Annotated in this window: 27 protein-coding genes; 8 read left to right on the forward strand and 19 right to left on the reverse strand. The window is 41.6% G+C overall.

Annotated elements, in window-relative coordinates; genetic code table 11:
- Window positions 1-37: 37 nt before the first annotated feature.
- The 6 genes from ACQKMH_RS16835 to ACQKMH_RS16860 form a co-directional block, all read right to left on the reverse strand.
- The gene (locus ACQKMH_RS16835) at window positions 38-757 is read right to left on the reverse strand and encodes an MOSC domain-containing protein (protein ID WP_427588636.1); all 720 of its coding nucleotides are present in this window, start codon (window positions 755-757) and stop codon (window positions 38-40) included.
- A 128-nt stretch (window positions 758-885) separates the two neighbouring features.
- Window positions 886-1278 (reverse strand): hotdog fold thioesterase, encoded by a 393-nt coding sequence (locus ACQKMH_RS16840; RefSeq protein ID WP_427588637.1) that lies wholly within the window; start codon window positions 1276-1278, stop codon window positions 886-888.
- Between the two features lie 127 nt (window positions 1279-1405).
- The gene (locus ACQKMH_RS16845) at window positions 1406-1969 is read right to left on the reverse strand and encodes a 5' nucleotidase, NT5C type (RefSeq protein WP_427588638.1); all 564 of its coding nucleotides are present in this window, start codon (window positions 1967-1969) and stop codon (window positions 1406-1408) included.
- A 15-nt stretch (window positions 1970-1984) separates the two neighbouring features.
- Window positions 1985-3082, reverse strand: coding sequence for an FAD-dependent monooxygenase (locus ACQKMH_RS16850; protein WP_427588639.1), 1098 nt, complete (start codon window positions 3080-3082; stop codon window positions 1985-1987).
- Window positions 3083-3099: 17 nt separating this feature from the next.
- Complete coding sequence (gene ribD, locus ACQKMH_RS16855; protein ID WP_427588640.1) at window positions 3100-4200, reverse strand: bifunctional diaminohydroxyphosphoribosylaminopyrimidine deaminase/5-amino-6-(5-phosphoribosylamino)uracil reductase RibD; 1101 nt, start codon at window positions 4198-4200, stop codon at window positions 3100-3102.
- A gap of 14 nt (window positions 4201-4214) precedes the next feature.
- The gene (locus tag ACQKMH_RS16860) at window positions 4215-4964 is read right to left on the reverse strand and encodes a GTP cyclohydrolase II (RefSeq protein ID WP_427588641.1); all 750 of its coding nucleotides are present in this window, start codon (window positions 4962-4964) and stop codon (window positions 4215-4217) included.
- Between the two features lie 254 nt (window positions 4965-5218).
- Between ACQKMH_RS16860 and ACQKMH_RS16865 the strand changes: the two genes are divergently transcribed.
- A complete protein-coding gene (locus ACQKMH_RS16865) occupies window positions 5219-5611 on the forward strand; it encodes a hypothetical protein (protein WP_427588642.1) in 393 nt (130 codons plus the stop codon).
- Between the two features lie 63 nt (window positions 5612-5674).
- Here ACQKMH_RS16865 and ACQKMH_RS16870 read toward each other — a convergent pair whose 3' ends face one another.
- A complete protein-coding gene (locus tag ACQKMH_RS16870; RefSeq protein WP_427588643.1) occupies window positions 5675-7180 on the reverse strand; it encodes a leucyl aminopeptidase in 1506 nt (501 codons plus the stop codon).
- Window positions 7181-7463: 283 nt separating this feature from the next.
- Between ACQKMH_RS16870 and ACQKMH_RS16875 the strand changes: the two genes are divergently transcribed.
- Both ACQKMH_RS16875 and ACQKMH_RS16880 read left to right on the forward strand, forming a co-directional pair.
- Complete coding sequence (locus tag ACQKMH_RS16875) at window positions 7464-7946, forward strand: divergent PAP2 family protein (protein WP_230159406.1); 483 nt, start codon at window positions 7464-7466, stop codon at window positions 7944-7946.
- Window positions 7947-7955: 9 nt separating this feature from the next.
- On the forward strand, window positions 7956-8744 hold the full coding sequence (locus ACQKMH_RS16880; protein WP_427588644.1) for a cobalamin-binding protein: 789 nt from the start codon (window positions 7956-7958) through the stop codon (window positions 8742-8744).
- 108 nt (window positions 8745-8852) lie between these two features.
- On the opposite strand, the gene ACQKMH_RS16885 is transcribed toward ACQKMH_RS16880, so the two are convergent.
- From ACQKMH_RS16885 to ACQKMH_RS16900, 4 genes are all read right to left on the reverse strand, one after another.
- Window positions 8853-9545: a 3D domain-containing protein gene (locus ACQKMH_RS16885; protein WP_427588645.1), complete on the reverse strand. Its 693-nt coding sequence runs from the start codon at window positions 9543-9545 to the stop codon at window positions 8853-8855.
- Between the two features lie 129 nt (window positions 9546-9674).
- A complete protein-coding gene (locus tag ACQKMH_RS16890; protein ID WP_427588646.1) occupies window positions 9675-9992 on the reverse strand; it encodes a YuiB family protein in 318 nt (105 codons plus the stop codon).
- Window positions 9993-10099: 107 nt separating this feature from the next.
- The gene (locus tag ACQKMH_RS16895; protein WP_427588647.1) at window positions 10100-10582 is read right to left on the reverse strand and encodes an NUDIX domain-containing protein; all 483 of its coding nucleotides are present in this window, start codon (window positions 10580-10582) and stop codon (window positions 10100-10102) included.
- 245 nt (window positions 10583-10827) lie between these two features.
- The gene (locus tag ACQKMH_RS16900) at window positions 10828-12045 is read right to left on the reverse strand and encodes an NAD(P)/FAD-dependent oxidoreductase (RefSeq protein WP_427588648.1); all 1218 of its coding nucleotides are present in this window, start codon (window positions 12043-12045) and stop codon (window positions 10828-10830) included.
- 474 nt (window positions 12046-12519) lie between these two features.
- Here ACQKMH_RS16900 and ACQKMH_RS16905 point away from each other — a divergent pair, with 474 nt between their 5' ends.
- Window positions 12520-13512, forward strand: coding sequence for an NAD(P)/FAD-dependent oxidoreductase (locus ACQKMH_RS16905; RefSeq protein WP_427588649.1), 993 nt, complete (start codon window positions 12520-12522; stop codon window positions 13510-13512).
- A 272-nt stretch (window positions 13513-13784) separates the two neighbouring features.
- Entirely contained in the window at window positions 13785-14414 is a 630-nt protein-coding gene (locus ACQKMH_RS16910) for an SDR family oxidoreductase (RefSeq protein ID WP_427588993.1), read from the forward strand.
- A 165-nt stretch (window positions 14415-14579) separates the two neighbouring features.
- On the opposite strand, the gene ACQKMH_RS16915 is transcribed toward ACQKMH_RS16910, so the two are convergent.
- Together ACQKMH_RS16915 and ACQKMH_RS16920 are read right to left on the reverse strand one after the other, a co-directional pair.
- Window positions 14580-14942, reverse strand: a complete 363-nt coding sequence (locus ACQKMH_RS16915) for a HesB/IscA family protein (protein ID WP_427588650.1) — start codon at window positions 14940-14942, stop codon at window positions 14580-14582.
- 388 nt (window positions 14943-15330) lie between these two features.
- Window positions 15331-15567, reverse strand: coding sequence for a YuzB family protein (locus tag ACQKMH_RS16920; protein WP_427588651.1), 237 nt, complete (start codon window positions 15565-15567; stop codon window positions 15331-15333).
- Between the two features lie 303 nt (window positions 15568-15870).
- Between ACQKMH_RS16920 and ACQKMH_RS16925 the strand changes: the two genes are divergently transcribed.
- Window positions 15871-16938 carry an NAD(P)/FAD-dependent oxidoreductase gene (locus ACQKMH_RS16925; protein ID WP_230159395.1) on the forward strand — a complete coding sequence of 356 codons (1068 nt, stop codon included), beginning with the start codon at window positions 15871-15873 and terminating at the stop codon, window positions 16936-16938.
- A gap of 82 nt (window positions 16939-17020) precedes the next feature.
- Here the strand turns inward: ACQKMH_RS16925 and ACQKMH_RS16930 are convergent, their stop codons facing one another.
- Entirely contained in the window at window positions 17021-17350 is a 330-nt protein-coding gene (locus tag ACQKMH_RS16930) for a YuzD family protein (RefSeq protein WP_427588652.1), read from the reverse strand.
- Window positions 17351-17517: 167 nt separating this feature from the next.
- On the opposite strand from ACQKMH_RS16930, the gene ACQKMH_RS16935 reads away from it, so the two are divergent.
- Window positions 17518-17754 (forward strand): NifU family protein, encoded by a 237-nt coding sequence (locus tag ACQKMH_RS16935; protein WP_427588653.1) that lies wholly within the window; start codon window positions 17518-17520, stop codon window positions 17752-17754.
- Window positions 17755-17942: 188 nt separating this feature from the next.
- Here the strand turns inward: ACQKMH_RS16935 and thrB are convergent, their stop codons facing one another.
- From thrB to yutH, 5 genes are all read right to left on the reverse strand, one after another.
- Window positions 17943-18887 (reverse strand): homoserine kinase, encoded by a 945-nt coding sequence (gene thrB / locus ACQKMH_RS16940; RefSeq protein ID WP_427588654.1) that lies wholly within the window; start codon window positions 18885-18887, stop codon window positions 17943-17945.
- Entirely contained in the window at window positions 18884-19945 is a 1062-nt protein-coding gene (thrC, locus tag ACQKMH_RS16945) for a threonine synthase (RefSeq protein ID WP_427588655.1), read from the reverse strand. The genes thrB and thrC overlap by 4 nt, the downstream gene beginning before the upstream one ends.
- A complete protein-coding gene (locus ACQKMH_RS16950) occupies window positions 19942-21240 on the reverse strand; it encodes a homoserine dehydrogenase (RefSeq protein WP_427588656.1) in 1299 nt (432 codons plus the stop codon). The genes thrC and ACQKMH_RS16950 overlap by 4 nt, the downstream gene beginning before the upstream one ends.
- Window positions 21241-21431: 191 nt before the next feature.
- Window positions 21432-22346: a L,D-transpeptidase family protein gene (locus ACQKMH_RS16955; RefSeq protein WP_427588657.1), complete on the reverse strand. Its 915-nt coding sequence runs from the start codon at window positions 22344-22346 to the stop codon at window positions 21432-21434.
- A gap of 118 nt (window positions 22347-22464) precedes the next feature.
- Window positions 22465-23466 carry a spore coat putative kinase YutH gene (yutH, locus tag ACQKMH_RS16960; protein ID WP_427588658.1) on the reverse strand — a complete coding sequence of 334 codons (1002 nt, stop codon included), beginning with the start codon at window positions 23464-23466 and terminating at the stop codon, window positions 22465-22467.
- A 200-nt stretch (window positions 23467-23666) separates the two neighbouring features.
- Here yutH and ACQKMH_RS16965 point away from each other — a divergent pair, with 200 nt between their 5' ends.
- Window positions 23667-24164, forward strand: coding sequence for a phosphatidylglycerophosphatase A family protein (locus ACQKMH_RS16965; RefSeq protein WP_427588659.1), 498 nt, complete (start codon window positions 23667-23669; stop codon window positions 24162-24164).
- Window positions 24165-24202: the final 38 nt, after the last annotated feature.

Consider the following 24202-nt stretch of genomic DNA (forward strand, 5'->3'; position numbering starts at 1 on the left):
AGAGCTGCCCTGATTACAGGAGCAGCTCTTTTCTGTCTCAATCCTTTAAAAACACCTGGTCACCCACTCTGATTTCACCTGTTTGTATGACCGAGGCATATACGCCAAAATGATTGTTCCTTTCCTTGACGACAGTTTTCAGGAGTGATGGATCTCTATGGGAATCGCTTGGATCGACAGTTATGATCATACAACGCTCACAATACCTTTTGATCTCCAATTCCACTTCATTTCCGATTAGAATCCTTTTTCCGAACCATTGCTCTTCTAAAAAGGGCGTTTTGTTCACTAAAGATAACACTAAATTTTGCCTGAATCTCCTGCCATCCAATTCCTTCCCCCAAAGCCTTGTCATTTCACCAATAGAGGCATCACTCACAAGCAAGATGTTTTCTTCTTCAATCGCTCCGAACGGAATATGTGAAGGAGGATAAACTATAGTTGTTACCTCCTGTTTTATCAACAAATCCATTTCCTTTAGAAAGGCTTCCTCTCCCCATGTCAGAACTTCTCCTGAAGGGGTCTTCACTTTAACGTCCGGATATTGGTCCAAAGCTTCCTCACCAGAAAAAACAGCTTGATAACGGACCATTTCCGGGACTTGGGTTATCGTCAGGAACTTCCCATTTTTGTCTTTAAAGGCATGACTGCGATCTCCATATAGCCCATAATCCATCACCTTCGTTTTCTGTACCTGTTCACCAGAGAATGATTTTAGAGGATGACGGGTGATTTCTTTTATATGGCCAACCAACATAAAGGAAAAACTCCTTTTCAAACAATATAGTTTAAGATAATAAGATACTTAACCAGGGCTCCGTTGAGACAAAAAAGTGTACCTGGCTCCCTATCATTCTGTCACCTACCAAGCAATTGTTCCTTCATTCACTTTGGTAAGTCAATAACGGCTAATGTACAGCGTGAAACGCAGATGAGATGATCCTCTTCATCACGGATTTTCACGTCCCATACCATCGTTGTCTTCCCGCGATGGATTACGTTACCTTCAGCGGTAACATAACCAGAACGTACGCCCCTTACATGATTGGCATTGATTTCAAGACCGACTACAGCTTGTTTAGCTCTATCCACAAGCAGCATCCCCCCATAACTTGCAACGGATTCCGCAAGGGCAACGGAAGCTCCCCCATGCAATAAACCATACGGCTGCCTAGTCCGTTCATCCACCGGCATCGTCGCAATGACTTTCCCATCTCCGACTTCTTTCATTTCAATTCCAAGCGTGCCTATCAATGACTTTTCAATATTTCTCTCCATCCCAATACCTCCAACCACCATATTTTCCTTACCATCACCCTGAATAAATGAATCACTATTCATAATAGTATACATAAAAAGGATGACCCAAGTCTATCAAGTCATCCGTCAATTAATGTGAATTCGATTATTTGGAGAGTATTTCTTTTAATTCAAACCAGCTTGTCAGTCTTGGAATATCCAATTCCCTGTTATAGGAGTTATCCATTGCATAGACTTTCGTGGGAATATCCAATAAGGTTTCCAGGACTGCCGGTTTATCATCAAAATAATAATCCAATTCCAATTTGCGAATCGTTTCAATTTTTTCATGATCCTTCATACCACAGTAAAAATGGTCATCCTTAACTGGAAAGCCGTTTTCAATCAGCCATTTTTTTGTACGGTCACCATGCTCCGCTTTCCTAGCGGTGATGTAATAGATTTCATGACCATCGCGTTCAAGCTCCTGCAACGTTTCCACTGCGCCCTCGAAGGCTGGACAGGATGAATAATACACTTCATCGGCAAGGCTGTTCCACATCTTGCCCCCAGCCTCTTTATCAAGCCCGAAAGCTTCATGGATCTCTAACGTCTTTAAGGCTCTGAATTTTGCTAAGTCTATGTTCTTATTAAGCTTTTCATTATAAAGATGGAACGCGAATTCTCTCAAATTAATTAGGGTATCGTCAATATCAAAACCGAATTTCATATCCTTCACTCCTATTCAAACATAAGCGGCGGCAAACTGTGATGCGAAGGAAATTTCCTTGTCCACCTGAATGGCCTGTAATCTTTCAATTTCGGCTTTTCTTTCCGGCTCAGCCATTTTAAGTCCAAGGAAGTCAGTATCCTCCTGCAGGATGCATCCTTGGATAAGCTCGGCTAATATATCGGCATCCTTCATGGCACAATTGAGTCCGAACGCACCTGTAGGTGTCATCGTATGGGCTGCATCGCCTAATAAAGCAACGCCATCCTTTGTCCACGTTTTACAATAGCTGCTGTAAACATCCAATAAAATGAAGTCATTCCAAGAGCTGATATTTTCACACACAACCTTTTTTAATTCAGGAAAGGCCAAAAGTAAATTTTCTATGAATGGTTCAAAATGCAGTTTTCGCAATTGGGGAAATGAACCATGTTCAATATTCCATCCAATTTGGATGAAACCTCCAGCCTGAGTGAAGAGTGCAACCTGTGAGTCATTGACCAATGCCATCTTGATTGAAGGCTTCCACCCCTTTGGAGCAGGAATTTTTGCCCACAGTAAATCATAGCCATGATTTTTAATCTCGACTGGTATCCCCGCTTTTTTTCGAACGATGGAAAATCTGCCGTCCGCTCCGATTATCAATGAACTTTGCACTTCCAGGTCATTCCCGCCATTTCGAGCCTTGACACCCGTAAAACGGCCCGTTTCATTCTGAATCAAGCCCGTAACCCTCGTATTCATCATCAATTGAAAAGAATCCAGCTTTTCGGCCTCATTCAATATAGCTGTAAGCAGATGATTTTGAGGGACATGTATCCCAACATGATCTACAGGCCATTCAGGGAAAATCCTTTTAAATATTTGGCCGTCATGCCAATATTCAATTTGTTCCATCCTAAGCATGCCAAGCTTTTTCACGCTCTCGAACAAACCGTGCTTTTTAAGAATGCCCTCTCCTTCATCGTTCAAGAACTCACCCCTGAACTCCCTTGAAACTTCAGAATGCCTCTCAAGCAATACGACTGAAATGTCCTGCTTGGCCAAAAGGTAAGCTAACAGCGCTCCTCCAGGTCCCGATCCGACTATGCATACATCTGATTTAACCAACATGCCTCTTCACCTGTTGTCTATTTTAATTTAGGATAAGCCGTGATGCGTATGTCCTCACCAAACGTTTCCACGCCAGAGAAGGAAACATCCATCGCTTCATCCATCGTATCCATATTCATTCCAGTATACGGTGTTAGTGAATTTCTCCCGCCCAATAGTTTAGGAGCTATATAAATCAAGTATTTATCGATGAGTCCCTCCCTAAGGAAAGAGGCATTCACTTCGCTTCCACCTTCTAGCAAGACATCCGTAATTCCTTTTTTATACAGCTCTTCCATCAAAGTCCTTAGATTAAGGCCCGTCTCATTTTTGGGGACGAAAATGAATTCGATCCCTTTATCACGTAAAGCCTCCATTTTATCTGCAGGTGCATCCTCCTGCGTTACGATCATCGTTTTCGCATCTGATACTTGGACAACATTGGCGTCCAATGGAACACGCAGTTCACTGTCTAAAATGATTCGGATCGGATTTTTCCCGCCGCCTTCCGGGAGTCTGGTCGTCAGTGATGGATCATCTGCCAAAACAGTCCCAATACCGACAAGAATGGCATCCACCTCATCACGCAGTAAATGAACGGAATGACGGGATTCCTCTCCTGTAATCCATTTAGAATGGCCTGTATGGGTTGCAAGTTTCCCATCCAATGTCATCGCAAACTTCGATATGACAAAAGGACGATTCGTCGTCATATTGTGAATAAAACGCTCATTCAGTCTTTGCGCTTCCATTTCCATAACGCCAACTTCCACTTCTATGCCTGCATCCTTCAGGATCGATATCCCTCTGCCGGCAACTTCCGGATTAGGATCTTGCGTAGCCACCACAACCCGACGGACACCTGAATCCTTCACTAAATTTGCACAAGGGGGTGTCTTTCCATAATGGGAACAAGGCTCAAGTGTCACGTAAAGCGTTGCACCTTCTGCATACTCACCCGCCATTTTGAACGCATGGACCTCTGCATGCGGTTCACCTGCTTTACGATGGATCCCTGTCCCTGCTATCACACCGTCTTTAACTATGACGGCCCCGACCACTGGATTTGGATTGGTTTTCCCTTTGGCACTGGCCGCTAAATCCAGTGCCAACTTCATGTAATATTGATCATCATTCATACGGTTAGCTCTCCTTATACAATCAAAGTTGGCTTCTCTTTGGGAATATGTCCAGACTTCTTAACCTTTGTATCCAGATAGAAACTATTATCTTCCGTTAAGCCGCCCCAAAGCGGGATATGGTCCTTTGCCGCAAGTCCATGCTTCATGAGGGCATCCAACTTTTTAGGGTTATTCGTAATTAAAGTCACCGGATTCTCACGCAGTCCCTTCAACACTCGAATGGCCCCCTCGTAAGATCGTGTATCGTCTTCAAAACCTAAAGCTTGATTCGCCTCGACTGTGTCATAGCCTTCCTGCTGAAGCAAATAGGCAAGAGACTTGGAGAATAGGCCGATCCCTCTTCCTTCATGGTCCGCAAGGTAGAAAATGGCTCCGCAACCATGCTCGGCTATCATTTTCATCGATTGGTGGAGCTGGTAGCCGCAATCACAGCGTTTACTGCCAAAGATATCACCCGTATGGCAGATGCTATGCATCCGGACAAGTGCATCCTCCGACTTTTCAAAATCTCCATACACCAATACAGAAGATTGCTGGCCAAAAGCAAGGTTGGCTTCAGAAAGGGAATCAAGCACCGCTTCCTTATCATTATCCATGCCATCGAGCTGAAGCCATGTGTACCATTGGAAAACCGCAGAGAAATCGCCTTGTTCAACAGGCAAGTTTACGGGCCCCACTAGGCATATATCAGCTTTTCCCGGGGTTTTAAGGATATTCATTTTATCTATTAAAAGGTCTTTTGTTTGTTGGTTTATTTTCATGATAACATCACCTATTTTATAATTTATAGTGTGCCTAGCCCTTACTTTAGGTAAGTAAGTATATTACTATACACTATACCTGTCAATGAAGCAGTTTACAAATAATAGTGTGTCTTTCTTATTAATTTCCAAGAAGATTTTTTCAGAAGAAGGGTTATTCACTAACGGCTATCATATCTGCCTATCGTTATACATATTTTATCGTATAAAGAAATCGTGTCTATAGACAGACTAAACGAAAGGAAGGAAACCTTTTGGAGGATTTCCCTTATTTTTTATATGATCCTGGCCTATTTCAATCTCCCGGCGGTGCAGCGAATATGAATAACGAAACTGCAGGATTGGTGCGTTCCTACTCCACACCCAATCCAGATTTGTTAGTTAAATCGGCAAAGACCTCGCAATCTTTATTTCTGGATGTAAAAAAAGTAATGGACACTATAGCCACATCCAAGCCATTCTCGAACCGGTTGATGACTGCTGCCCAATCATCAGAAAAGAGTGTCGTGGAAGAAATGATACGAAAAATAGGCATTAATAACGAGCCTGATATCATGTATAACCCTGATGGGATCCGGTTTGATTTCCACCCTAAAACAGGGGATATAAACTGTCATATCATCGTCAGCTTGAAATGGAGGGATTGATAACGATTCAACACCTTTTGGTAAAAAAACCGAAGCCCATTTTCGGCTTCGGATCTTTTGGGTTCATTTTGATTTGGATTCAAAGGTTTCAACCAATAGTGCAAGCGTTCGTGCCATGACGCCGGTCGCCCCCGCCGTGCACAATTCGGAGTTGTTCGAAGTCGTGGATGTCCCGGCAATATCCAAGTGGACCCATGGAGTGTCTTCAGCAAATTCACCGATGAAAGCGCCACCCATGATGGCATGTCCTGCCCCGCCAGGTGAATTATTCAAATCCGCTATTTTACTATTACGTACACGCTCTTTGTCCTTTTCTGTAATAGGCAGCCTCCACATAGGTTCCCCGGCCTCCTCTGAGGCTTTGAGGACTTGTTCATAGAATTCCACGTCATTCGTCATTGCACCCGTCATATCCATACCCAGCGCCGTTATAACACCACCCGTTAAAGTCGCAACGTCCACCAGGTATTCTGCACCATGATGTTTAGCGTACGTCATCGCATCTGCCAGAACCAGCCGTCCTTCGGCATCCGTATTCAATACCTCAATCGTTTTTCCGCTCATGGCAGTGATTACATCATCCGGCTTGAAAGCTTCGCCGCTAATCATATTATCTGTGGATGGAATGACAGCCACGACATTTTGACCCGGCCCCAATTCGCCGATAATTTCCATAGCACCCAATACAGCTGCCGCACCACCCATGTCCGTCTTCATTCCGACGATTCCAGCCTTTGTTTTCAATGAGTACCCGCCAGTATCGAATGTGATGCCCTTCCCAACCAAACCAATAACATCTTTCCATTCCTCTTTACCTTGATACTTCAGGACGATCATTTTCGGTGGCTCGGCGGAACCTTGATTGACAGCAAGGAGGGCGCCCATTCCCAACTTGAGCATATCTGCCTTTTCTAGGATCTCCACTTCAAACCCATAACGCTCTCCCAAAGCAGATGAATAATCGGCAAGATCCGTAGAAGTCAACAAATTCCCTGGTGTGTTAACCAATGTTCTTGCTGAGTTCGTCGCTTTTCCGAATATTCGCCCTACATGAAGTGCGGCCCCGATCTCTTCTTTATCCGATTCACTATAAACCGAAATCGATTCGATGGTCTTTTCGACCTGATTCGATTTCTGCTTGTATCCGGCAAATTTATAGGAAGCAAGTTCAAATGCCTCAGAACAAGCATGCGCAGCGTCCAATGCATCCAGATTTTCTGTCGTGAATGTATCCAAAGCAATCGAAAGCGTCGTAAGCTTGGATTCTGCAATCGTTTTACGCGCTTTCCCCAAAGCTTCACGCAGCGTTTCAAAGGAAAGTTCTTTTTCCTTGCCTAACCCCACAAATATCAATCTCTTTACTCCTAATTTACCTAATGTATGTATTTTGACTACTGATTTTTTCTTGGAAGAGATTTCTCCAGCTTTCACTAACTCGGTTAGCTGACCGCCTAATTTCTCATCGGCTTCTTTCCCTAAGCCTGTAAATTTTATTGGTCTGTCGAATACACCTAGAATCAGGCATTCATCAATCATATCTAAATTCAAGGAATCTTTTACTGTGAACATTCTGCTACCTCCTCCATTCGATTACTTTCATTATAACGAAATCTTCCAAAATTTTCGAATTAGGCATATATCATTAATATTAACCAAGGATATTGTTTAAAATGGGTCACTTTAGAGTAATAGTATAAGAAAGATCATATTTATCCTTATATCCAGCAGGGAATCGACAGGATTGGATGGAACTAATTAATAAGGGCCCCATAGCCCTTGTACCAAGAAGGATTTTTTATTTACCCAATATAGATTTCATCGTTACTTATTACTAGAAAGAAGGCTGATACTCTTGGAATTATTTCTCAACTTCCCTTTAATCGCAGCATTGATTGCCATTTTCTTTGCTCAATTCATTAAAGTGCCCATCCACTTCATAGCTTTCCGCAAAGTAAACTGGTCACTTCTTAACTCGACGGGCGGGATGCCCAGCTCCCACTCGGCTGCCGTGTCAGCACTCACGGTAGCCGTTGGGATTGAAACTGGAATGGACTCTCCTGTATTCGCCGTTGCCGCAATCTTCGCCATCATCACGATGTTCGATGCGACAGGAGTAAGACGGCAGGCAGGAGAACAGGCAGCCGTCTTGAACCGACTAGTTACAGACTTCAATACATTTGTCGAGCAAGCAAAAAACTGGCAGAAGAAAGCAGATAAGCAGAAACAGCAACAATTAAAGGAACTGTTGGGCCATAAGCCAATCGAGGTATTTTTCGGAGCCTTGACCGGAGTATTCATTGCACTTGCACTTCACTTTTTCATCTTTCAAGGGTAGGTGGTTCATTTGAAAATTATCTCTATTTGCCCCAGCAATACTGAACTCTGCACATATCTAGGCATTGAAGATCAGCTGATCGCCATCGATGACTTCTCGGATTGGCCTGATACCATCCAGCAACTCCCTAAAGTGGGGCCGGATTTATCGATTGATATCGATCATGTAGAATCATTAAAACCTGATTTGGTCCTTGCTTCACTTAGTGTGCCTGGTATGGAAAAAAACATTGAGGGATTAAAAGAAAGGAACCTCCCACATATCACATTCAATCCGCAATCACTAGAAGATATCGCGAAGGATTTGCTAACATTGGGCGAGGCCCTGGATCTTAAGGAGAAAGCAGAGGAACAGGCTGCCAAATTCCGTGATATCATCCTTCAATATAAAAGTGTCGCCGAAAAAATCGAAATAAAGCCGTCCTTATATTGGGAATGGTGGCCAAATCCCTTATTCAGCCCTGGGGGGGTTAACTGGTTATCGGAAATCAGCCTACTTGCAGGAGGATATAATGTTTTCGAAGAAGTAGACATGGCAAGCATTCAAGTCACTTCGGAAGAGGTCCTGAAAAAGGATCCCGACCATATTTGCTTAGCATGGGTCGGTGTTCCTTTACGAAAAGTAAACCCCGATCTGGTCAGGAAACGGAAAGGGTGGACCGATTTAAAGGCTGTCCGGGATAATAACATTCATATTATGGAAGAACCCTTATTCTGCCGTCCATCCCCACGTTTACTGGATGGCTTGGCAAAATTGGCAAAAACCCTGCACCCCGAAGCATATAACGGCATCGGGTAAAGAGTGTATTGGAAATTAACCTACATCAAAAAGGCTGCCTCAACTAAGGGCAGCCTGTTAAAGTTCTGCTTTCTCCACTCTGTTTTTAATGGTTTGCCCAGCATTTCATTAAAAAGCAAAGGAAGATACATTATTGTTCAACGCCTTTTCGGCGATTTTTGGCTTGAATACCTGCCTGATCTTGGTTTCATTCAACTTGTTTAGCTGTTCTTCAGATAACTCGCCGTTCCCTTTTTGTACAACATACACTTCAAGGGTTTTTTTCCCCCAGTTATTATACACATCTTGTACCGTTTCGTAGTATAGATCCAGGTGGTTTCCTTTTATCGCTCCCCCCTTATCCGCTACTACCCCATAGCCATAGCCAGGAATCCAAAGGATCGTTCCTAGGGGAAATACGGCAAGATCGGCGGCAATGGTGGAAAACAGATCCCGTTTTACCTTCACTCCTGAATAAGTAATTCCATAAGATGGACTTTCCGGGTACTTTCCGGTTGATTCATAGCCTGCTGTATATCCTGTAGCCAATACTTCATGTTTAGGGTATTTCAAGAGCTCGAGTGCTTCATCTATTGTCTTTGGGCCATTGCTCATGGATGCGGATGCAACCAGTGTCGCCACTTGGTCACCCCTATGTATGGCTTTGTATTCGAGACCAAGCATTCGATTTTGTCTCATGGCCTCTTCAAAAGGATGGTCTTCGTACGTAGCCCCAAAAACATGATATAAGGTTGAATCGATGGCCAAGATAAATAATATGATAATAGCAACCCTTAATAATAATGCCTTCAAAATCTTCATATGTATTTGTTTCCACTCCTCTCACAAGGATATTTGTTCCCTTTCCAGAGTGAAAGTATTCATAAAGCATGAAAACAATCTTTTTTCGCACAAAAAAGAACCGTCTTTCATTGACGGCCCTTCCCCTTTTTAAAACATTTGATATCCTTTATTTCTTAAAACCTTAATAACCACACCAGCTAAAATCGCGCCAAGTAGCCCGCTTGATAAAATAATGAAATCTGCCGTATGCAATGATGTAAGGTTCGTCCCAAGATGTGAAAAAGATATTCCTGGATTTCTGAAATATTCTATTAGCTTTGTTTCATTGACAATGACGATGAAGACGATTGGAAATAAGATGACCATGATCCATGAAGAACGAAAGAGCATATTCAACAAAAAGCCAATTCCGAAAAACAATATGAAAAATAAGAGTATTGAGATAATTAAAACAGGCAATGGCATGTTAATCTAGACCCTCCTTAAAAGCACACCTTTAGTTTACTGAAAAAATAATTGCTACGTCAACGACTTAATACCAAATAATTCCGAAGAAAAGATAATTAACCAAATCACATGAATAATTTATACGCTGTATACCCAAATTGATCTCCCGGGTTCACACCGTCGAGCATTGTTTGCATACTTTCCTTTTTAAAAGCTAAAAGCTGCTCCAATAATACGGAGTGCTTGCCTTCTTGGACCAGTAAATCAGGGTCAAAAAACTTAGCTTCATATAATTCATCCAATTGAGCGGTGACTTCAAAACTGAGCGGTTTTAGTAAGAATATTAACATATTATCACTTATATCCCCTTTGATGACTCCGCTTCTCACTCCCACCATACCTTCGACTTTCGTATGAATACCCGTCTCCTCCAACACTTCCCTTACGACAGCCTCATCAACGGTTTCATCATTTTTGACAAAACCAGCCGGGAGCGACCACTGCCCTTTCAATCCGCCATACCTTTTATTAACGACCAGCCACTCACCTTTATCAGATATCACAAGGCCAGAAACTGCCAGCCAAACATTTTTGCATCGTTCCACCAAACTCCACTTCCTCCATTATGATTCTTTTTATGTAGTGTAAACTCCAAAATCACATAAGAACGTATGATCACTAAAACCTTCAAGGTCAGGATGATTTAATTTGCTCCATTACCCTTATCCCCATTATATTCCACACATCAACGGTACATACTCCCGCTTCATGGTACACCCATCGATACATGCCAAAGAAAAAGCCATTCAGGGACAATCCCAAAATGGCTTTTCCTATTATATATCGAAAAAACTTAAAGGACGTTGAATTTACCCTTTTTAGCAACGAGGGAAGCTCCGCCAATCAGTAACAATGCTCTGTTGTCGACCATCTTCTTCAAGAATGATGCAGTCTTACCTGTAACTTTCTTGCCGAATACAACACCAATCGCATTGTCATCGCCAAGTGAGCATACCGTTCCTTTGTTTTCGAATGTGAATGTTTCAAGGTCACTTTCGTTACGAACCAACTTCGTTAGGTTTTTGGCAATGACTTCACCTTGCTGCATGGCTATTTGTGCAGTCGGTGGATATGGCCGATTAATTTCTTCATTGATGATCAACGCGCAATCACCTACTATGAAAATATCATCATGCCCTGGTGCACGCATATCAAGGTTCACTTTTATCCGCCCACGCATAGCTTCAAATCCTGAAGCTTCAATCACGGAGTTACCGCGCACTCCTGCGGCCCATACTACGGTTCCGGCTTTTATTTCTTCCACTTCATCTTCACCTTTTGCCACGATGATGCCTTCAGGGGTTGCTCCCTTGATCGGTGTGCCTATTTTAAATTCCACACCTTTTTTCTCAAGGTAAGAAACGGCATAATCCACCAATTCCGGATCGAAACCAGGAAGGACCGCTGGTGCTGCCTCAACACAGTACATACGAACCTTTTGGAAGTCGATGTCATATTCTTTACAAAGTTTAGGGACACGGTTTGCCAATTCCCCAAGGAATTCAATACCAGTAAATCCTGCTCCACCAACAACGATTGTCAAGCGGTCTTCATTTTTCTCTGCCTCGGAGCTGTATGTAGCAAATTGCAATTGTATATGGTCACGGATTTTACGTGCTGTGTTCACGTTAGAGATGGAAAAGGCATATTCTTTTAGTCCTTGGATCCCAAATGTTTCTGATTCAGGTCCAAGTCCAATCACTAGGTAATCATAAGAAATTTCGCCGTTTTCAAGAATGACTTTTTTGTCTTCTGTTTTGACTTCCAAAACAGAATCTTGGATGAACTTAACTTTGTTGCCGTTAATGACACTTTTGATTGGATAGCGTACACGGTCATGATGAAGCGTTCCAGCAGATGCTTCATGCAGCCATGTTGTTTCATAGTGGTAATCATTTTTATTAACTAACACGATTTCAGCCTCATTTTGACCCAATGCCTTCTGCAAGCGAGTAACGGTCATCAAACCACCATAGCCTGCTCCTAAAACAACGATAGTTGGCTTTTTCAAAAGAATTCGTCCACCTTTACGATATTTTCTTGTGATGCTTTCCATAACTAATATCTATTATTTATTTTATTAATTTCCATTATAAAAAGCACTCTTATACATTTGTGACATTTTTCACGTAACACTTCATAATTTTCATGAAAAATTCATAAAATTTTACCAATTTATTCATAAGTAAATATTAGTCTTTTTCCATACCTTTGACAAGTAACAATCTGAACTTTTTCATATAAAAATCAAGCTCAAAAACGCTACTTTTTTACCAGAAGCGAAGTATATCCATACTATATCCCCCAACCTTAGTAAAGCATCCTCACCTGCATATTGAAGGAAGGGTAAAGGATATTCATCGTTTAATGCGTTATTATAGTCAAAACTTTCTAACTTTTCTAATCTTTCTCCTTTTTTAAGGATTCATCTATGTTAAAATAAGAGAATAAATTTCAGCAAACCTAGTATATCGGAGGGATAACGTTGGAAGTTAATGAAAAAGTTTATGATATCACCATAATTGGCGGAGGCCCAGTTGGGCTATTTACTGCATTTTATGGCGGTATGAGGCAAGCATCCGTAAAAATCATCGAGAGCTTACCGCAATTAGGCGGACAATTGTCAGCTCTTTATCCTGAGAAATTCATCTATGATATCGCAGGTTTTCCTAAGGTGCGTGCTCAGGAGCTAGTGAATAATTTAAAAGAACAAATGGCAAAGTTTGAACAGACCGTCGTCTTGGAGCAAGCCGTTCAAGAAGTAGAAAAGCAAGCCGATGGAATTTTCAAGTTAACGACAGATAAAGAAATCCATTATTCCAAAACCATCATCATTACGGCTGGAAATGGAGCTTTTCAGCCCCGTCGCATCGAAATTGATGATGCAAAGAAATATGAAAGCAGTAACCTTCACTATTTCATCGACGACCTTAATCATTTTGCAGGCAAAAAAGTGGTGGTCTTTGGAGGCGGTGACTCTGCAGTGGACTGGGCACTAATGTTGGAGCCCATCGCTGAGAAAGTGAGCATCATTCACAGAAGAGATAAGTTCCGTGCCCACGAACATAGTGTAGAAACCCTTAAAAATTCAAAAGTTGAAATAAAGACTCCTTACATACCTTCAGAGTTGATTGGTACTGCAGGACGGATCCATACAGTTGTCATCAAGGATACAAATGGTGAAGATACAGAAACGATGGAAGTAGATGCAGTCATCGTCAACTACGGCTTCGTTTCTTCTCTTGGTCCCATTAAAGAATGGGGTCTTGATATTCAAAAGAACAGTATCTTGGTAAATTCCAGAATGGAAACGAATATCCCAGGGATATATGCAGCAGGTGATATCGCAACATATGACGGTAAAGTCAAATTAATTGCAAGTGGTTTCGGTGAGGCACCCACTGCTGTCAATCACGCCAAGCAATATATAGACCCAAAAGCAAAAGTTCAGCCAATGCATAGTTCCTCGATGTTCTAAACCGATATCCGGGTTTCATAGCCGGGTTTCAGACTGTAGACAAACTCGATATTAATGGAGTTTGTCTACAGTTTTTTTGAGGTTGGTAAAATTCCGCAGGAGTCTCGCACATCCGTTCCAATCAACTTAAATAGAACCCCTTTTGACTACAAACTGGAACCGGCTTACATTAAGCCGGTTTTTAAGTTGTCCCCATTTCCATGATTGTGGATAAGTTTTTTTCATTAGTTATCCACAATACTTAATCTTGATGCACATTTATGAATATTTGAATTGCAGGAGCCAATGGGACGACCGGAAAGCAGATTATTGGGGAATTATCGAAAAATCCACAAATGAACGTTTACGGAATGATCCGGAAAAAGGAACAGGCCCAAATGATAAAAGGACTCGGCGGGAATCCCATCCTTGCAGATTTAGAGGGAAATGTGGATAAAGCAGTGGATAACATGGAAGCCATCATTTTCGCAACTGGATCCGGACCAAATACAGGTCCTGATATAACGACAGCTGTGGATAAGAATGGCGCGATTAAACTTGTTGATGCGGGCAAGAAAAAGGGAATCGACCGATTTGTCATGTTAAGCTCCGTCGGTTCTGACCATCCGGAGCAAGCCCCAGAAGGGATGCGCCACTATCTTGAATCAAAGCGCGATGCCGATGAACATTTAGAAGCAAGCTGGCTGACATACACGATTGTCCGGCCGGTTGCTTTGACAAATGAACTATCTGTCGGAAAAATCTTTGCGGATGAGAAAGTGGATCATACGAACAAGTCCATTCCAAGAGCCGATGTAGCCACCGTTCTTGCCCAATCAGTCACATATGATACTACATTCAATAAAACATTCGAGATTTTTAGCGGCACCCTTCCAATCGAGGAGGCCTTGAACAATATTTAAAAGTAGAAAATAAGCATAAAAAAAGAGGCACCTATATAGGGTGCCTTAAAGACTGTAGACAAACTCGATGAAAATAGAGGTTTGTCTACAGTCTTTTGAGGTTGGTAAAATTCAAAACGTAGGGCACCTATATCTAGGCCCCCTCTTTCAAAAGATTTGAGCCTCTTAGCAATTCTCCGGCGTACCGGCGTTTTTTGCCGTTTTGAAGGAAGACCCGCAACCGCATGATGCGATAGCATTTGGGTTTTCGATCGTAAAGCCTCCGCCCATCATCGTTTGTTTATAATCAATTATTGTTCCATTCAATATATCAGCATCCTCGTTATCCACAAGGATCTTAATTTCAAACTGTTCCAGCTGGCTATCTTTCTCTCCGGGTTCTTTTTCAAAACCCATTCCGTAGGATAATCCACTGCAGCCTCCGCCTTTAACGGCCACTCTTAAAAAGGAACCCTCTTCACCATTATGTTTCATCATTTCTTTTATCTGAAAAGCAGCAGCTTCCGTTATTTGAACAACTTCACTCACAATAAATCCCTCCTTCTTCTGATATGTGAGATAGACTATTTCTCCTTATAGTATATACCAAAGAATTTCCCGCGCTCAATTTTCCTGCTTGAAAAAAGAAAAACACAGCATCCTGGCCGAAAACGATTTTCGCTTGGCTTTATAGGTTCAATCAAACACTGAACAAGAAGAAAGATTTTTGAGATTTGCTCTAAAGGAACAGTTGCATCCTATTTAACAGGAGACTTCAATGATACCCAAACATCTGAAGCCAGACTCCTTTATATCGCCGGCGACATTTCAAAGCGAATAGGAAATCAAACAAGAACAGGGCAACACCACAATTATCACTGCATTCAAATCAAAAGGCAGTCCCGTAAGGAACAGCCTTTTGATTTGCCCTTGATGATTAAAGCATTTGATATTCATCAATGAACTTATATATATTTTCCACCAATTCATCCGTTGTGTCCCCTGAAACCACTTCACCGTTAACAAGTGCATATAAGTTACTGGAACATTTTCCGCAATATCCCAAACAACCATATTCAATAATATCTAAATTAGGGTCGCGTTCTAATCGTTCAAAAGCTTCTTGAGCGCCACTGGCCAAATTACTTACACAAAATTCAATAATCGGGTACATTGCTTCACCTCACCATTACTAACAATCCATCTTATTACTTTTCCCAACTCCAGTCAATATTTACGCATAAAAAATAAGCCGATTTCAAGATACCGGTTGTGATTTCCTTTTATATTCGTTATACTTTTGTCGGGGTATGTAAAAAAAGAAAATTATCTAATGTTTTTATTCTTACTACTAATTGGGTATATATATTTAATTAAACTATAAAGGGCTTCATTTGGGGGAATCCTATAGGGGTACTTGTTTTCACAAGTGAAACAATTATCAAATTTCAATAGATCAAATAAAGGGGAAAATCATATGAAGAATTTAGTCATACTTGGTGGTGGGTATGGTGGTATGCGCATGTTGCAAAGATTGCTGCCTAATCAGCTTCCTGAAAATGTGAGCATCACACTTATCGACCGTAATCCTTATCACTGTTTAAAAACGGAATATTATGCTTTAGCAGCAGGTACCATTCCAGATCAACACATCCGTGTTGCATTTCCTGAACATCCTCGCTTGAAGAACGTATACGGAGAAGTACTTTCCATCGATATGGAAAATAAACAAGTCATTATAGAAAATCAAGATCCTGTCGTTTATGATGATTTAGTCATTGGCCTTGGCTGTGAAGATAAATACCACGATATTCCTGGCGCAGACACACATACTTATAGTATCCAAACAATCGATAAATCACGTAGCACATATTCTGCATTGAATAATTTAGGTGCAGGTGCAACCGTTTCGATCGTTGGTGGCGGACTTAGTGGTGTTGAGCTGGCAAGCGAATTGATCGAAAGCCGTTCAGACTTAAACGTTAAGTTATTTGACCGCGGACCGCATATTCTATCAGCATTCCCAGAAAGATTAAGCACCTTTGTCGAATCTTGGTTTGATAAACATACAATCGATATCATTCATCATTCAAATATAACTAAAGTAGAACCAAACCTTCTTTATAATGGCGATGAAGCCGTTCAAAGTGACGTTATTGTATGGACAGCTGGAATTCAGCCAAGTAAAATTATCCGCGATATGGATATTGAGAAGGACCGCCAAGGAAGAGCCGTCCTGACGCCTCAGCATTTCCTTCCATCAAATGATAGCATCTTTGTAGTCGGCGACTGTGCGAGCTTACCGCATGCACCTAGTGCGCAATTAGCTGAATCTCAAGCTGAGCAAATCGTTCAGGTCCTTGTGAAAAAATGGGCAAATGAACCACTTCCAGAAAGCTTCCCTACCATGAAATTAAAAGGGACATTAGGTTCCCTTGGGAAGAAACAAGGTTTTGGTCTTGTTGCAAATCGTCCTATTACCGGAAGAGTGGCACGCCTCATGAAATCAGGCATTCTCTGGATGTATAAATACCATAACGGTTGATCTACAACTTTCATAGCCACATTTCAAAACTGACCCATGCGCTCCTGTATGGGTCAGTTTTTTTCATTTCTTCCATTATATATCAAACCCGCAACTTATATCCGTATTTTTCCATCTCTTCCACTACTTTCTTGAGACTCACATTTCCTTCTGCAATGATCTCCTCTTCAATGCGGACCAGTGGATAAAATAAGTCTTCTTCGATCATCCTCGCGGCAAAGCTCTTTTGATTCATCTTTTCTGGGGGATTATACATATCTATATAGGAAATTTTGAATTTCTGCTCTGGAAATTTTCTTGTTAATGCTGCCTCTAACCACTCACACGTATCTTTCGATGAGGGGAGATTCACACAGCTAGCACAAATTTGCTCCGCTCCATATACTTCTATTTCAATTTCTTTATTAACCATGCTCTTCCTCCATTATTTTAGTTTATTTGATTCATTTTAAATACTTTTAAGAAACATTCAACGGTTTCCAGCTTATCTGAATAATATAGATTATATTTCCGCAAAGTTACAGTTGGATTTTTTACTATCTTCGCATTATAATATGATTAGGAAAGGAGTCGATTGCAATGTCTGACCAAACAATGGAAGTACAAGTTCAAGATGTTCTAGATAAGCTTCGTCCGTTTCTTCTTCGTGATGGCGGTGACTGTGAACTAGTTGACGTAGAAGATGGAATTGTAAAATTACGATTACTAGGAGCTTGCGGAAGCTGTCCAAGTTCGACCATTACACTAAAAGCTGGGATTGAGCGCGCCCTTCTTGAAGAAGTGCCTGGTGTAGTGGAAGTTGAACAAGTTTTCTAATACCCTTTAAAAATAACAAGCAACGTATAGAAGAATCTTTCTTCCATATACGTTCAACCATTTTCATACGGACCAGAACTATTTGGACTGTTATAGAAATAAAGCTGACTCGGCTTTTGCCCTATCAAAATTGATACGGCTTGACGCGGGTCAGCTTTTTTTATAACAGTAATTAAGTTAAGTATGGCTTACAATTTCAAAAATTTCAATTTCTTTTTTTCTTGCTCTGATAGGATTGCCGTATGGCTGCCATCATTATCGATTTCCAGCTCTTTCACAAGAAATTCCGGAAATTCCTCCTTCAATCCAGAGAGCACCCTTTCAGATTTTTCAACGGATGCCAGGCATAAAATAGTGGGACCCGCTCCGCTTAGAGCTGTACCAAATCCACCTTCTTTTTGGACAACCTCTTCAATAATTGCTAAATGAGGGACTAGCTCTGCTCTATAGGGTTGATGGAAACGATCACTTTGCATCATTTCACCAACTAGCTTCCAATCTTTCGATAAGACTCCGGCAAGCAAAACGTTGGCGGCTGCACTTCCGCTTATCGCATCTTTATAGGAAAGTGAATGTGGGAGAACATTTCTTGAATCCTCCGTAAGCAATTCAAAATTGGGTATGACGGCAATCACCTTAACTCCTTCGATTGGAAACGAAACAACATCGGTTCTTTGCTCTGTATGAAGGCCCACAACCAATCCGCCATAAACAGATGCCCCTGCATTGTCAGGGTGCCCTTCAAAGAGAGAAGCATGCCTATTCTTTTCCTCATCGGATAAATGGAGTTCACCTATGATGTTTGCTAATTCAATACCTGCTACAATGGCAGACGCACTGCTCCCAAGACCGCGTGCCAGTGGAATTTCACTAGAGACGAAAAGTCGGCATGGAGATAGTTCTTTTCCATAAGAAGCCGCTGTTTTCTTGGCAATTTGGACGATATAATTACGATCATCCCTTGGAAAAACGGACATTTCCTCTGAAAGTGGGATGACTTCCCAATGATCTGATGAAGATCCGTGTATTTCCAAGTAAAGCCCTAGCGCCAGGCCGATTGAATCGAATCCTGGTCCTAAGTTGGCCGTACTCGCTGGTACACGGATCAAGAACATCTCGGAATCCCCACTCATGCCTGTTTCACACCTTGCAGATGTTCTAAAATGACCTCTTCATCCATTGGCAACAGTGTCGGTTGAATCGTGCTTGTATCGACTGCTACATTTGGATCTTTCAATCCATTCCCTGTCAGTACAGCAACGATCTTACTTCCTTTTTTGATTTCACCGCTTTTTAATTGTTTATAGATGCCTGCAATGGAAGCACAGGATGCTGGCTCTGCAAACACTCCTTCTTTTTTAGCAAGGAAATGATAGGCTTCCAGAATTTCTTCGTCTGTCACCTCATCGATTTTACCTTTTGATTCATTTGCTGCTTCCACAGCGAAGTTCCAGCTGGCAGGATTACCAATCCGAATTGCTGTTGCAATCGTTTCGGGATTTTCAATAATGGTATCGCGGACAATCGCAGCTGAGCCTTCCGCTTCGAACCCTCTCATTTCAGGAAGGCCCGTTTGTTTCGATTCATTATATTCTTTAAACCCTTTCCAGTATGCTGTTATATTCCCTGCATTCCCAACAGGAAGCGCCAATATATCCGGTGCAGAGCCAAGAGCGTCACAAATTTCAAACGCCGCCGTCTTCTGCCCTTCAATCCGATACGGGTTGACCGAATTCACAAGTGTTATTGGTGAACTCTCACTAAGAGAACGGACGATTTTTAAAGCTTGGTCGAAGTTCCCCTCGATCGAGATGATTTCTGCTCCGTACATAACTGCTTGAGCAAGCTTGCCCATGGCAATTTTACCTTCTGGAATGACTACGATGCAGCGCAGGTTTGCACGAGCAGCATAAGCGGCTGCAGCAGCTGATGTATTCCCGGTAGAAGCACAGATGATCGTGTCGCTGCCCTCTTCGATCGCTTTGGCGACGGCCATGACCATTCCGCGATCTTTAAACGATCCTGTCGGATTCGCTCCTTCATATTTTACATGTAAGTCGATTCCCCACTCTTCGGATAATCGATTCAGTCTAATTAATGGAGTATTCCCCTCCAATAGGGATAGTGCAGGTGTCTTTTCATTGACGGGTAAAAATTCTTTATACGTGCTTATAAGTCCTTGCCAACTCATTTAATTTCCTCTCCTTCAACTCGGTATGTGCTTTTCACTTCTCTTACCATATTGTAATCATGTAATTTCTGTTTTATTTGCTCAAACGCAGCCAAAGTAGAAGTGTGCGTTACTAATACGATTTCGGAAGATTCCTTTTCATCCAACGGCAATTGAAGGATTTTATCGAATCCTACCCCATGCTCTGCAAATAAATTGGTGATTCTCGCTAAAACACCCACTTCGTCCTGAACATGTAATCGAATGAAGAACTTAGCGGAAATTTCAGTTGCGTCTTTTAATTGTTTCGGGAACTGAGGTGAAACGGCACTTCGGCCATTTACGCCAAGCCTCATATTCTTGATGACGGTCACCATATCCGAAACGACGGCCGTCGCTGTCGGAAGACTGCCTGCTCCCGGTCCGTAAAACATCGTTTCCCCTACAGCTTCCCCATAAACGTATACCGCATTATACTCATTATTTACCGATGCTAACGGGTGTGCTTCCGGAAGAAGTGCAGGTTGGACACTTACTTCGACCCTGTCTCCCGCCCTGGAAGCGACGCCAATCAGTTTCATTGTATAGCCAAGCTTTTTACTATATCTCAAATCCTCTTCGGATATATCGGTAATTCCTTGGACCTCCACATCATTCAGGCCAATGTTCATTGAGAAACCAAGTGTGGATAGTATCGCCATTTTACGGGCTGCATCCAATCCCCCTACATCGGCTGTTGGATCCGCTTCAGCGAATCCAAGCTCCTGAGCTTCCTTCAATACGTCATTATAAGCTCTGCCTTCTTTGCTCATTTTCGTTAATATGAAGTTCGTCGTTCCATTGACGATTCCCATCATTTTCGTGATTCGGTCAGAAGATAATCCATCAACAAGACCACGTAAAATCGGTATACCCCCGGCAACACTTGCTTCATAGAACAGGTCACATTTATTCTCGGTTGCTAATTCAAGCAGTTCCGGACCATATAAAGCCATCAAGTCTTTATTGGCCGTGACGATATGCTTTTTATTTTTTATAGCCTCTATTAGATAATGGCGTGTTTCTTCAATTCCACCCATAACTTCAATCACAACATCAATCTCGGGATTCGAAATGATATCTTCGGGATTGTCAGTTAATATTCCTTTATCAATCTCGACAAGCCGCTCTTTCGTCATGTCTTTGACAAGTATCTTCTTAACGGAAATGGAACAGCCTACTTGATGCATAAGCTTGTCCTGATGCCTTTCAATGATTTGTACGACTCCTGATCCGACTGTACCTAACCCCAATAAACCGATCGAGATGGCTTTCATATTTGGTTCCCCCTAATAAAACTGTTTCCCTGAAGAAAACACTTGTATTTGTATAGTAGACATTATAAGTTTAATTCATATAATTATCAATAGTTAGAAAAGATGGATACACAAACATTTTTTGTCCATCCCTTGAAAGAGTAAGAGCGGATAACACTTATTTTTTTATGGGAAAACCATTTTAATGATTATTACTTAACGGACTTTAATGAATCATTCGTCCCCATTATTACATGTGGCTTTTGCTCGGGATCCATCCACTTCAGTAAACTGAGGACGTTCTTTTCAGCAGTGGCTGTACATCCTGCCGTCGGTTTTGTTTCCCCTCTCCAAATATGAAGAAAGATTGCACTTCCTTTTCCTTTTATGATGGGGTTCGTATTATAATTGATGACCGCCCCATACTTATAGAGTTCATGATTCATCCTTTCGAAAGACTTCCATTTACCTTCGGGATTTCCCTTATAGGTTTTCCACTTGTTATAATCCTTGGATGTTTGATCATCAATCCAGTAGTCGTATTTTGTCGTTTTCTTATAACCCATTTTCACGCCTTCCGGCTTCGTTTTGCTTCCAAAAGCCGTACCGAATGAATAAATGCCAACCGGGGATTTTCCATCGCCCTCTTTTTTACTCTTCGTAAAGCCGTTTTTTCCAATGACGCCCTCCATTTTCTTTAATGCCCGTCGCCATTCGCCTTTTTTCTTCTCATATGTTTGGATCGTGACCTTCGTGTCACTCATCGACTTCCCTGTCACCGATACAACTTGGTTGACGCCTTTTCTCGTATCGAATTTCTTTTGCAGGGCTTTTTCACTGGAGCTGAAAACCTCTTTTGCATCCGCCATACTGATATATGCAGTCTTTTTAGAGTGACAGACCTTATACCAGTCTCCAGTTCTCCCACTGACTGATAACTCAGTATTTTTCTTATAAGTTTTTACTGTTTTACTTGCAGCCGACGCCTTTTCTTTCATATCCGTAGTAGTCTTAATGACAATTTTGAATTGAGTTGCTTCACAACTTGTTTTCATTTCAGCCTTAGCAGGCATTGTCGCTTGGATGACTAACAGGAATAAAAGGGCGGCCATCATCATCCTTTTCATGGACTCATCCTTCCCCATCTTGAAGTAATTCTAAGTTAATATCTAACTATTCAAAAAAATCTTGTTATTATCATAACATAGTAAGTAAAGATGAATCATATTTCTTTCCAGTTTTCATCTAAATCCAATCGATTTGTGGCAAATTATATTTCTTGGCGGGGACTTCCGCCAATTCATAAAAGTTTTTGAGGAAGGACTCATATTGTTGGGATGACTTCGTGATTGAAGATATCTTATCCTCCAGTTCATTGGACCTTGACTCCGTTGTTTTTGAAAAATACTCTTCGACTGTTTCAAAATAATGGATGGGAAATAACATTCTGGAATATAACAGCCGGGCTGAGAAACTCGAGAACGGTTCTATGGTCTGATATTCGTGAAAAAAATGTCCAATTCCTCGCTGATGAGTATGCACATTTTCAAAATAGTGTTCCCTCACCCACTCTGCGACATCCCTGGATCCGTGGTCGAAGACCCAATCAAACGGATTTTTCATCCATTTATTGCTTTTCCAAGTATCATGTAAAAAGCGTTCATAACATACGGTTCCACTATCGACAATTTGCGGGGTATCATCAATTTCCGTGTCGACTAAATATTGAATCGCATTTTCACCTAGCACCATATAATAGGGAAAGGTTTCTATAAATAATTTTTCAAACTGGTTATCAGGATGAGCATTCAGCTTATCCCTCCAAATCCTTTCTAGTTGATCGATTCTTTGTTCCCAAAGCTCTTTCCATTTACCAATTCTTGAACATGTTCGAATCGTTTCATTGATACCTCTCCCACGCTGATGGAATCTGGCCAGACGTCTTCCCGGATTGAAATTTTTCGGACCTTCCAAAGCCTGATTGGCGAGCAGGATGAATAATTGTTCATCCGCTTCAGAAACATAACTGCCATGATTGGCAAGAACAAAGACCGAAACGTGCCGATCTCCTTGTGAAATCAGATGTTGGGACATTTTATGGCGTTCGACTAATTCCTCCTGCTCCATATTCTCAATGGGAACGATGCTGTAAACCATATTCCCTGACAGGAAACTTGGAAACCTGCTGTTGGCTTCTTCGCGCTCAACTTGTATACCGTAATTATTAAATATGATTTCTTCTATCATGGAATGGCCCCCTTCTTTAAATGGATATAATAGAAATATTGGACATCATATACTTATATATATGTGGAATAACCCGTTTTCTGAATGATTATCGAAACCTTCTTAGAAAACCTGAACATCTTACATGATTTTTCACTAAAAAGAAATCAAAATACAGACATTAGAACTATCCCTAAAAATATAGAGAAATGGGTGATGACATGGCTAATATCGAACAATCAATGTCAGAACAAACAGCTCGAAGATGGCTAAGTGAACGAGGAGTGAAGCTGGAGGATATCGCTGAGCTTGTCATGTATTTACAATCAAGTTATCATGAAAATCTCCAAATTGCCGATTGTCTTCACAATGTCGAACGGGTCCTTTCCAAGCGCGAAGTCCAAAATGCCATCCTGACCGGCATTCAATTGGATATCCTAGCCGAGAAAAAACTGCTCGAGGAACCTTTGCAAAGCATCATTGAAATAGATGAAGGCCTTTATGGGGTCGATGAAATATTAGCCTTATCCATCGTAAATGTTTACGGATCCATCGGCTTTACCAATTATGGTTTCATCGACAAACAAAAGCCGGGTATCTTAAAATATTTAAACGATAAAAGTACAGGTAAGGTCCACACCTTTTTAGACGATATCGTTGGGGCAATTGCAGCTGCCGCTTCAAGCAGGCTTGCCCACAGAACCAAAAATGCAGAATAGGAATGGCCTATGTTTCTTTCATTGGTTTTCAATGATAA

This window comes from Peribacillus sp. NPDC097895 (assembly GCF_050277555.1).
Lineage (GTDB): Bacteria > Bacillota > Bacilli > Bacillales > DSM-1321 > Peribacillus.